An 11116-nucleotide genomic window follows, 5' to 3' on the forward strand; every position below is an offset into this window, starting at 1 on the left:
GGGGGCTTCATGGACATCGAACTGGCACGCACCTTCCTCGAAATTACCCGTTGCGGCAGCCTGGCCGCGGCGGCCGAGAAACTGCACGTCACCCAGACCGCCATCACCGCGCGCGTTAAAAACCTCGAAAGTCAGCTGGGTAGCACGCTGTTTGTGCGCAACCGCGCCGGTGCACGGCTGACCGCCGATGGCGAGGCCTTCGTGGTGTACGCCAACCAGTTACTGCAAACCTGGGAAGCCGCGCGGCGTGACCTGCCGTTACCCGAGGGCTGCCGCAATGTGTTGCATATCGGCGGAGAGGTGAGCCTGTGCAACCCATTGATGCTCGGCTGGGCCCAGGCACTGCGCGAACAGATTCCGGGGCATGCGCTGCGTACCGAAGTGCGCGAAGGCGACTACCTGCTGCGCCAACTGGAACTGGGTGCGCTGGACGCTGCCTTGGTGTTTCAGCCGCACTACTGGCCGGGGTTGCAGGTCGAGCAAGTGCTCGAAGAAAAACTGATCCTGGTGCAATTGGTCAGCAAGCCTACCCCGTACGTGTACATCGATTGGGGCCAGGGTTTTCGCCAACAGCACGATGCCGCCCTGCCCGAAAAAGCTCGCGCCGCGCTGAGTTTCAACCTCGGCCCACTGGCATTGCAGTACATCCTGGAGAACGGCGGCGCCGGGTATTTCCGCACGCGGGTGGTGCAAAGCTACCTCGACAGCGGTGTGATGCAGCGCGTGCCGAAAGCGCCTGAATTCAGTTTCCCGACCTACCTGGTGTACTCACGCGCACGCGATTCAGCCGTATTGCAACAAGCGCTGGGGTTGCTGCGCGACGTGGTCAAGGCGGAAAGTGACTGGTCGCAACGCTGGGACCCGTTGATTTGAACCCACCCAACAGCGCCGTGCACAGCGCGGGAAGCATCCACAGGGATGCTCACCACAGCCACACAAAAAAAGGGGCAGCCCACACAGGCTGCCCCTTCTCACTTCATCCCATCAACGGATGATGCTCTGAGTGCAAATATGCCCCAGGCTAACGTACTCCACATTGTTGCCCCCCACGCCCACACCCGGGAACTCCGCCAGCTCGATACGCCAGCCACCCTGGTTATACGTGGTCGCCCACTTGTACGGCACACCGGTGCTGCTATCGTCGATCACCGTACGGAAATCACCCACGCAGGTGCCGATATTCGCGGTGGCCGAAGACACACCCGCGCTGTTGGTGGTCGCCGTGTAGTCAACCCAACGGTAGTTGAGGTCGATGAAGTGGCTGTCAACACGCAGCAGCGGCGTGACGCCCAGCAACGGCGCACCGGTCGAGTCCGACCATTGAGTCGACCAATTCAGCACACGCCCGGTTTGTGTCGCCAGCGGCATTTCACTCACCGGTACACGCACGATGTTGTCACCCTTGACGTTGCTCGTATTCAAACGTGGCGTAGAGCCCAGGCTCAATTGGTAGTGCAAGGTCGGGTCTTGCGCCACTTCAGGGTTGGCACGCACACGCACCTTGACTGTGCTGCCGGGCGTTACGCTCGGGTAGGTCGAACTCGAACCGGCTGGCACGGTAATCCAGTTGGCGCCGTCGAAGCGGTCGAAGATCCACTGGTTGCGGCTGCCATTCGCGTCACCCGCCAAGTACATGCTCACGCTCTGGCCGCGCACCGCCTTGAAGTCGAAGTAATCAACGTCGTCGGCGTTGTCGAGGTTGCCGGTCACTTTGTTCATCGAGTCCGGCAGCACGAACGCAGTTTGCGCAGTGTCGTTGGGTTCAAACGCATCGATGTTGGTGTCCACCGCCACGCCGAAACTGAACTGCGCGTTGTCCGCGGTCTTGGCCACCATGTACCAGTAGTAGTCCCCGGCAGGCAGCACGCCACTCAGGTACTCATCGGCATTGCCGGCGTTGTCGGAGCTGGCAACCACTTCCAGGTTGCCCTGGCCATCATCACGGAACAGGGTCAGCGACATATCGGCGCCGGCGCTCTGATCGACCAATTGCACCAACACACGGGCGTTTTGCGGCAGGTTGAAGTGGTACGGAAATTCCTGGCCCGTTTGCACTTCGGTGATGGTGTAGAGGGTGTTGATATCGAGGGTTGGGAACAGCGGTTCAAAGGCGGCGCTGGCCGCAGCTTGCAACTGCGCCTGGTCTGTTTTTTTCAGCTCGCCGACGGCGGTGTTGAAGGGCGCAGATTTAGCCGCCTTTGCAACGGCTTTAGCCTTGCCGTTTTTGGCGTCCAGGAGTTTTTGCCGAAACGCGTCCGAGACCTTTTCCGGCACAAGCGTGCCGCCCGGTTTAAGCGCGTCAAGCACCGCCTGGTTGACCTTATCAGTACTGAGTTTAGGCAGCGGTGGCTCGGCCAGGGCAAAGGCCGATGTGAAGCTTGCGGCCATCATGGCCGCGCCCAGCAACAAAGCTTTTTTCGATTTCATTTTTTATCCATCCATAGTTAAAAAGTGAAGCTCAGGTGACATCCGGTCACCTGGGATAAACTCTAGAACATGACTGTATGGATGTACAGTATTTATTTTAAATAAGTGCCTGCCAAAAAATCGCGTTAATACCCCGTCATCTCCAAGTACCCCACACCGCCCTCAAACTGCACCGGGCCTTCCCAGTACGGAATACTCAGGTTCATCCACGCCTCTGGATTAACCGCTTGAGTGGTGATATCCAGCTGTTTGGCAGGGATTTTCAGCGACCAGCGCGTCGGAATTTCACGCCCCTCGATGCGGGTGGTGGCCAAGGGCGTGAGCTGGATGTCGGCGTTGTGCAAGGTCTGTGTGTGCCCTTGCTGGTCGATCCAGGTGCCGGTCAGGTAACCCGCAGCGTCTTTTTGCCGGACGCGAAACAACATCAATTGCTCGCCACCGTCCAGGTGCAGCGAGAACCAGTCCCAGCCGGTTTGGCTGGCCGCCAGGGGTTGGCTGCTCCATTCGCGGTCGAGCCACGCGGTGCCGCTGACCTGGTACGTTTTGCCGTCGATGCTGACACTGCCGGCCGCGGTAAAAGACGGTTGGCTGTAGTAGTACGACGCCTGGCCCTGGTCGGATTTACGGCTGTAGCCGTTGTCGCCCTGCAGCACCAGTGGCCGGCTGGACGTGAGGTGCAAATCGTAGGCGAATTGCGCGCCAGCCGCTTTGAGCTGCATATCCGCCAACGGGCTCGCGGCCCCCGCGCGCGTGGCGAAATTCCAATCGTCGATCCACGCGTTAAAGGGCAGCGCTTGGGCACCCGCCTGGCCAACGCCGCCTCGCGCGTAGCGTTCGGCGGCGTAATGCCGGGTGGCAGAGGTGACGGCCGCATGGCCCAGCCAAACGGTGGAGTCGTGCCAACCGGGTTGCGTCGGGCCTGCCTTCAAGGCATTGCGAAACAGTGTCCATTGCACGCCGAATACATTGCCTTGCGCGTCTTTGAGGTTGGCGGTGACGTACCACCATTCGATGCGAAAGCCAGCATGCGGGCCGTGGTCCTCGGGAAAGCTGAACACCTTGCCGGGCACTACCTGCGTAAAGTCCGCGGCATCGCTGCCCAGCCCGGCGAAACTCTGTTGCGGCGCGGGCGCTTTATCACACGCCGTGAGCAGCAATATTGCCGCCCACAACAGCGGTTTAATCTTCATTGGCAAAGGTCCTCAGCAAATCCGCCGGGCGACTGCGGTACAACTGCCACAGTGGCCACGCCGAGGCCAACAAGGTGGCCAGCAACGCCAGCCCCAACAACTGCGCAAGCTGCCACGGGAACACTTGCAACGGCAGGCGCCAGCCGAACGCCTGCACATTGATCACCGCATCCAGGCACCACGCCAGCAGCAGCCCCAGCGGCAACGCCAGCACCAGCGTCAACACCGCCAGCAGCCAGGTTTGGCCGAGGTTAAGCAGCATCAGTTGCCGCCGCGTCACACCCAGCGCCCACAGCGGGGCGAGTTGAGCGAGGCGGCTTTGGCTCTGCGTCAACAGGCTGATAAACAGCGCCACACCGGCGACGCCGAGGGTGAGGCTGTTCAAGGCGGCAGTGGCGGCGAAGGTGCGTTCAAACACTTGGCTCGACCAGCCCTTGAGTTGCTGTTGATCGACGATGCGGCTGTCTTCCAGGGCAAACACACGCTGCACCTCACGCACCAGCGGCGCCACGTTTTGCGGCAGTACGCGCAGGTTGAAACGCGCGGGGGTCAGCGTCGGCCAGTGCGCCAACAGGTGTTGCGAATGCACCAGCAGGTGGCCTTTGGGGTTGCCGTAGTCGGCGTAGATGCCCACCAGTTTGGGCGACCAGCTACCCTGCGGCGTGGGGATGTTGACCACATCACCCAACTGCACCTTCAAACGCCGCGCCAATTGCTCGCTGAGCATCACCGTGTCGCCTTGCAGCAACTGGTCCCAGGGTGCGCTGGCGGCCTCAAGCAACGGCCAGTGTTGGCGATAGGTGGGGTCGTCGACCACGCCGAATACATCCGCCGGCCAGCCTTGCAATTGCACCGCGACCTGCCAGGTGGGCAGCACCGCCTGCACCCGTGGTTGCTGCGCTAACCAGCTGCCGAGTTGCTCAGCCTGCAGCGGGTTTTGCGGGTTCAGGTACAGCTCGGCCGTCAGGCGTTGTTCCAGCCAATTATTGAAGGTCTGGCGGAAACCCGAGGTCATCGAGCCCGCGCCGATGTTCGCCGCGAGGGCCAACAGCAATGCCATCAGCGCCAGGCTCAAGGCCGGCAACTGTTGGCGACAGTCCGCCAGAAACCACTGGCCCAGCACTGAACGGCTGCGCCCAAGCACTGCAGTCAATACGCCGTTGAGCACCACCGGCAGGCCCAGCGCCGCACCCAGCAGCAAGCTCGCCATCAGCACAAAGCCTGCGGCCAGGCTGTCGCCGACGTACAGCGCCAACAGGGCAATCACCAGCGCCGTCAACGCCACCCAGCCTTGGCGCCGCAACCAGCGCCCGTGCGCCTCGTGCCAGGCTTGCGCATTGGCCAGCGCCAGCAGCGGCAAGCGCGCCGCCCGCCATAAACTACTGGCACCGGCGAGCAGTGCGCCAAGCAGGCTCAACCCCAACCCGGCGCTCCACCACCACGGGCTGAGGCTCAATTGGCCCGGCACCTCGGCGCCATACAAGCCGCGCAGGCTGGCGGCGACATCCGGCAGTAAGAGGCTTGCCAGCAGGTAACCGCTGGCCACGCCGAGCACACCGCCGAGCAACGACAAAACACCGAGTTCGACGCCCAGGCTGAGGATCAACATGCGCGCACTGACCCCGCAGGCACGCAGGGTGCGCAGCAGCCCACGGCGTTGCTCCAGCGCGAGGCCGATAGCCGCGTGGACGATAAACAGCCCCACCACAAACGACAGAAAACCCAGCGCATCGAGGTTCAGGTGAAAGCTTTCGGTGAGGCGTGAGAGGTTGTTGTCTTCGCCCTGCTTGAGCTGCAGTTCAGCCGGGGGCGTGGGATGCGTGGCGGCAAACGCCTTGTCGAGCAGCAAGCGCGAGAGTCGCCCGGGCATGTTCAGCAACGGTTGCGCAAAGCCGATGTCGGTCAGCAACAGGCCGGGGGCCATGTCCGGCTGAACCTGTAACGGCGGCAGCGCCTGCCCGCTCGCGGTCAGCGGTTGGTCACCCGCGTGCAGCCCCAGCGCCAGCAAGGTTTGCGGCGCTATCCAGGTGCGCCCCGGCGGCTCAAAAAACCCGAGCATCTGCGCCTGGCTCAACTGTTGCCCCGCCACCGCGCCGCTGCCGGGCAACGACAGCGGCTCGATGCCCATCAATTGCAGGCGTTGCTCTTCGTGCCCCTGTAGCACCAAACGCCCCTGCACCACCGGCGACACCGGCCACCCGGCACGGCGCAGTTCGGCAAACAGCGCTTGGGCAAAGCTGGCACCGTCCGGCGCACTGAGGCTGGCTTGCGGTTCACCGCCGATCAATTGGCTGGCGCGTGCGTAGCTGTCCCGCGCCTGGCTGTTGAGCGCCTGCACCCCAGTCAATAGCGCGGTGGCCAGCCACAGGCCCGTCAACACGCTGAAAAACTGCACCGGGTGGCGCCGCCAATGGCTCAGCAGCGCACGTAACGTCCAATAAAATACCGCCATTTCAGCGCGCGTCCGCAGGCACAACACGGCCGCGGTGCAACACCACTTGCTGGTCGAGGCGCGCGGCGATACGCGGGCTGTGCGTGACCATCAACAGACTGGTGGGGCTGTCGCGCAACAGGTCCAGCAGCAGTTGCAGCACTTCATCGCTGGTGGCTTCGTCGAGGTTGCCGGTCGGTTCATCGGCCAGCAACAAGCCGGGCCGCGACGCCAACGCACGCCCGACGGCGACCCGCTGCTGTTGGCCACCCGACAGTTGCTCGGGGTACCGTTTGAGCAAGTCACCCAGGCCCAGGCGTTCGACCAGTTGCGCTTGCCACTGCGGATCAAAGCGCCCCGCCAGGCGTGCCTGGAACGCCAGGTTGGCGTCAACGCGCAAACTGCCGATCAGGTTGAATTGCTGAAACACCAGGCCGATTTCGGTGCGGCGCCAATGCGCCAGTTGCGCCTCGCTCAGTTGGTCGAGGCGCTGCTCGCCGACCTGGATGCTGCCGCCGTCTACCCGATCAAGCCCGGCCACCAAGTGCAGCAGCGTGCTCTTGCCGCTGCCCGACTCGCCCATCAGCGCCAGGCTGCTGCGCTCATTCAGGCACAAGTCGACGCCCGCCAGCACCGTCAGCGGGCCCTGCGGGGTGGCGTAGCTTTTAAGCACATTGTGCACCTGCAACATAAGAACGCTCGTGTTAAGGACTCCACGTGAGAATAACGGCTGACCGTTGACGCCATGCAAATTTTTCACATGGATTTCACTGCCTGCCCACCCACACCGCTCTAAATTGCCCACCAAGCGTCGATAACCGGCAACTTTTTAGTTGCCCTTCACGGCAACTTTTAACCGCCGCGTGTTCAGCGAAAAGACAGCAGCCCTGTGACAGGCTTTTGCCCGATTATTGGCATGCCTCAACGCGTTGCGCCTATTTAATAAAACACTGCCGACAGTGCCCATGGTGAATGATGTGGTTGACGTTAGCTTGATTAAACCGCGCTCGCGCCGGGCCTATCTCAAACGGCTGCGAACGGGCTGCGCAGGCCTTGTAGTAATTGCCCTGCTGGTGGCCTGCTTCGTGCTCTGGCCGTCGTCGCCGCATGACCTGGGCATCGGCAATCGCTTGCTGACCTCGCAAGTACTGCCGAGTTGGCGCGATGGCGATTTGATCGTACTGGTGCGCCATGAAGAACGCTGCGATCGCTCGAGCAACCCCTGCCTTGGCCCACCGGATGGCCTGACGGTAGTGGGCAGCCAACAAGCCGAATTGCTCGGTAAAGCGTTCACCACGCTCGGCATGGAGCACAGCGACATCCTCGCCAGCCCTATCACGCGCACGGCACAAACCGCGCATTTCATGTTCGGCAAGGCCGAGCTCACGTCGAGCCAGCAAGCCATTTGCGGCGCGGCCATCGGCGAAGAACTGCTCAGCCACAAACAGCCGGGGCGCAACCTGGTATTCGTGACGCACAGCGGCTGCATCGCGGACTTCGAAAAGAGCTTGGGTTTCCCCCACGCCACGTTCCCCGAATACGGCAGTGCCTTGTTCGTTCGGTTACTGGCCAACGGTAAGTTCGAGACGCTTGGCATCATGAACAGCCAGGCGTGGGCTGCCGTCATGAAGACCTTGTAGTTACATTCTTTAACGTTTGCACCCTCCCATGTTCAGCAAAACGACAGCCCTCTTCTGGCATGTTTAACTGCGCCCGTTACTTGAGCATGTCATGAATACTTTCAGCCACTTAGTGAACATTGTGATTCTTTCCGCTATTACTTTTACACACTCTTTGTTACCCATTGAACGTCAAGGAGCGGCGTTTTCATGACCCGGTTCACACCTCTGCATCTGTTGCTACTCGCCTTCGCCGTATTTTATTTATTGCCTACCGGCCTGCACGGCTTGTGGATACCCGATGAAACCCGTTACGCCCAGGTCAGCCAGGAAATGCTGCTGAGCGGCAACTGGGTCGCACCGCACTTTATGGGCGTGCGCTACTTCGAAAAACCCGCCGCTGGCTATTGGTTGATCGCGCTCGGCCAGGCGGTGTTCGGTGAAAACCTGTTCGGCGTGCGCATCGCCTCGGCCTTGACCACCGGCCTCAGCGTCGTGCTGGCTTACCTTATCGCGCGGCGCCTGTGGAACGACCCTCGCAAAAGTTTTGCCTGCGCCCTGCTCTACATGAGCTTTGGGCTGGTGGCTGGCCAAGCGGGTTATTCCAACCTCGACCCGCAGTTCACCTTCTGGGTCAACCTCAGCCTGGTTGCGCTGTGGTTTGCCCTCGACAGCCGCACGCCTCGCGCTCGGCTTGGCGCCTGGGCGGCGCTGGGCGTGGCCTGTGGCATGGGCTTTATGACCAAGGGTTTTCTGGCCTGGATGCTCCCGGTGCTGATCGCTGTGCCGTACATGCTCTGGCAGCGTCGGCTGGCTGAACTGCTGCGCTACGGCCCGCTGGCGATTGGGTTGGCGCTGCTGATTTGCCTGCCGTGGGTGTGGGCGATTCATCTGCAGGAACCGGACTACTGGCGGTTTTTTTTCTGGCACGAACATATCCGCCGCTTCTCCGCGAGCAATGCACAACATGCACGCGCGTGGTGGTTCTTCCTGCCGATCATGGTGGTGGCGTGCTTGCCATGGGCCGGGCTGCTGCCAAGCACGCTGCTGAAAATATGGAAAGACAAAGGCCAACCGGCGATTGTCTTCCTGGCCCTGTGGTTGCTGCTGCCGCTGGGCTTTTTCAGCCTGAGTAACGGCAAGCTGCCCACCTACATCATGCCGTGCCTGCTGCCCTTGGCGCTGCTGATGGGGCACGCGTTGATCGACCTGATCAGCCGCGGCGAAACACGTTCGCTGCGCATCAACGGCCTGCTCAACTTCGTGATTGGCGCCGGCGCGATGGTGACGTTGATCTACCTGCAAATCGACAAGCCGCTGTACGGCAACAGCCACGCTGAAATGTTCAGCCTGTCACTGAGCTTTATCGTGCTGCTCGGCTGGATCCTGGTCAACTTGCTGCAAGCCTTGCGCCCGCTGACGTTGTGGGCCATGCCTGCGCTGGGTATCGGCTTGCTGGTGGCGCTGCTGCCGGCGGGCATGCCGCACGCGATCACCGCGACCGAAATGCCCGACCAGTTCGTGCTTGAACATCTGGATGAACTGCAACAAACCCATGCTTTAATCAGCAATGAGTTGGGCTCAGCCGCCGCATTGGCCTGGCGCCTGCGTCGGCCTGACGTCGCGTTTTATGACACCGAAGGCGAGCTGAGCTACGGCCTCAACTATGCAGACGCGGAGCATCGCAAGGTCAGCCTGGAAAGCGTACAGCCGTGGTTGGCCGAGGCTCGCCAACAGGGTTCGGTCGGGGTGTTGATGCGCGTCAAAAGCACCAGCGAACATCGCGAAGAAGGGCAATTGCCAGCGGGCGGCACACGCTATCGCAAGGGCGCCCTGCTACTGATTATTTACCCCAAGCTTCCCTAACGTTACGCCTGCCATGAGAACCCCCCATGAGCTTTTGGAAAACCGAACGCGGCGCCCTGGTGTTGTTGCTGAGCGTCTCGGCATTGCTGCTGTTGCTGGGGCTGGGCAGTCGCGACTTGTGGGGGCCGGAAACCCGCTGGGCCAACATCGCCTTGCAGATGCTGCAAAGCGCTGACTATTTCGACCCGTTCCTCAAGGGCGCGCCCTACTACGATAAACCCCTGCCCTCCTATTGGCTGATCACCGCGTCAGCCGGCCTGATGGGCGGGCTTGGGCCGTGGTCGCTGCGCCTGTCATCGGTCATTGCAGCCTGGCTGAGCATCTGGCTGGTCTACTTGATCGGCGAACGCTTGCTGCGCAAAGGCAGCGGGCTGATTGCCGGCTGGATGCTCGCCACCACCTTCTACTTTCTGTTCTGGGGCCGGGTTGCCACGGCGGACATACTCACCGTGTGTGGCGTGTTGGCGGCGGTGTGGTGGTACTGGCGCGGGCCAGATGACACCCGGCTCGGGCGCTACACGGTATTCTTTTTGCTGCTGGCGGTGACGTCGCTGTTCAAAGGCCTGATCGGCTTTGTGCTACCGGGCCTGGTGCTGTTGCCGCACCTGCTCAGCGAGCAGCGCTACAAACGCCACCTCAACCTGCGCCTGTTGCTGGCCGTGCTGATTGCCGCTGCGTTTTATGCGATTCCCTTTGTGCTGTCGCACGTCTATGGCGCGCCGACCTACGGCGAGAGCGGCCTTGAACTGGTGTTCAAGGAAAACGTGGTGCGCTTCTTCGACCCGTTCGACCACATGGGGCCGATCTACACCTACCTGATTTACCTGCCCGCCTACACCCTGCCATGGGCACCGTGCTGGCTGCTCGGCGTGGCGTTGGCGCTGCGCAACTGGAAACACACGCCCGCCAACGTGCGCTGGCTGGTATGGGGCCTGGGCCTGCTGTTTGTGTTCTTCACCGCCAGTGGCAGCCGCCGCAGCTACTACGTGCTGCCGTTGGTGCCATTTGCGCAATTGCTCGGCGCCTGGTGGCTGAGTGAACGCCTGCACAAAAAGCCCGCCAGTTGGCCGCGCTGGCAGAAGGCGTTTGGCATCACCGCAGGCTTGCTGCTGCTGGTGCTTGGCGTGATCTACCCCTGGACCACCGGCAACGGCGGCGTGACCCGCTTCGCTGAGGATGTAAAAGCCGAAGCCGTCAAAAGCGCGCCGTGGAACCACTGGCAGATGGTACTGGTGGAGGTCGATAACAAGCTGCCGATGTACCTTCAAAATGGCGGCAAGCCGTTCTACTACGTCAGTGAAACCCAAGACTTCCCACGCCAGGGCGACAGCGCCGCGTTGATGGCCTGGCTGGAAAAAACCAGCGGCCAGGGCTTCGACCCTCGCCACACGATTATCGTCGCGCAGTACACCAAAGACGACCCGACGCCACTGGCTTACCTGGGCGCGGATCATCAGGTAATCACCACCCAGCCGGACAATGGCGAGCGGCTGTTTCAAAAACGTGAGGGCGGCAGTGTGGCGTTTATTCCCACGCCGAGATGATCGGCCAGTCGCACGGTGGCCTGAGCGGTTAAAGCCGAT

8 protein-coding genes are annotated in these 11116 nt (G+C 61.7%); 4 read left to right on the forward strand and 4 right to left on the reverse strand.

What is annotated here, in order from left to right; genetic code table 11:
- Positions 1-9 precede the first annotated feature (9 nt).
- Complete coding sequence (locus AO240_RS12450; protein WP_099236731.1) at positions 10-873, forward strand: LysR family transcriptional regulator; 864 nt, start codon at positions 10-12, stop codon at positions 871-873.
- A gap of 111 nt (positions 874-984) precedes the next feature.
- Here AO240_RS12450 and AO240_RS12455 read toward each other — a convergent pair whose 3' ends face one another.
- The 4 genes from AO240_RS12455 to AO240_RS12470 form a co-directional block, all read right to left on the reverse strand.
- The gene (locus AO240_RS12455) at positions 985-2427 is read right to left on the reverse strand and encodes a hypothetical protein (RefSeq protein ID WP_099236732.1); all 1443 of its coding nucleotides are present in this window, start codon (positions 2425-2427) and stop codon (positions 985-987) included.
- 125 nt (positions 2428-2552) lie between these two features.
- Positions 2553-3617 carry a lipocalin-like domain-containing protein gene (locus AO240_RS12460; protein ID WP_099236733.1) on the reverse strand — a complete coding sequence of 355 codons (1065 nt, stop codon included), beginning with the start codon at positions 3615-3617 and terminating at the stop codon, positions 2553-2555.
- On the reverse strand, positions 3607-6069 hold the full coding sequence (locus tag AO240_RS12465; RefSeq protein ID WP_099236734.1) for an FtsX-like permease family protein: 2463 nt from the start codon (positions 6067-6069) through the stop codon (positions 3607-3609). The genes AO240_RS12460 and AO240_RS12465 overlap by 11 nt, the downstream gene beginning before the upstream one ends.
- A gap of 1 nt (position 6070) precedes the next feature.
- Positions 6071-6739 (reverse strand): ABC transporter ATP-binding protein, encoded by a 669-nt coding sequence (locus AO240_RS12470; protein ID WP_099236735.1) that lies wholly within the window; start codon positions 6737-6739, stop codon positions 6071-6073.
- A 274-nt stretch (positions 6740-7013) separates the two neighbouring features.
- On the opposite strand from AO240_RS12470, the gene AO240_RS12475 reads away from it, so the two are divergent.
- The 3 genes from AO240_RS12475 to AO240_RS12485 all read left to right on the forward strand — a co-directional run bounded on the left by AO240_RS12475 (position 7014) and on the right by AO240_RS12485 (position 11077).
- Entirely contained in the window at positions 7014-7688 is a 675-nt protein-coding gene (locus AO240_RS12475; protein ID WP_099236736.1) for a histidine phosphatase family protein, read from the forward strand.
- Positions 7689-7877: 189 nt separating this feature from the next.
- Positions 7878-9533 (forward strand): lipid IV(A) 4-amino-4-deoxy-L-arabinosyltransferase, encoded by a 1656-nt coding sequence (gene arnT, locus AO240_RS12480; RefSeq protein WP_099236737.1) that lies wholly within the window; start codon positions 7878-7880, stop codon positions 9531-9533.
- Between the two features lie 26 nt (positions 9534-9559).
- Positions 9560-11077, forward strand: a complete 1518-nt coding sequence (locus AO240_RS12485; RefSeq protein WP_099236738.1) for a glycosyltransferase family 39 protein — start codon at positions 9560-9562, stop codon at positions 11075-11077.
- Positions 11078-11116: the final 39 nt, after the last annotated feature.

Source organism: Pseudomonas sp. ICMP 460 (assembly GCF_002723595.1).
GTDB classification, from domain to species: domain Bacteria; phylum Pseudomonadota; class Gammaproteobacteria; order Pseudomonadales; family Pseudomonadaceae; genus Aquipseudomonas; species Aquipseudomonas kitaguniensis.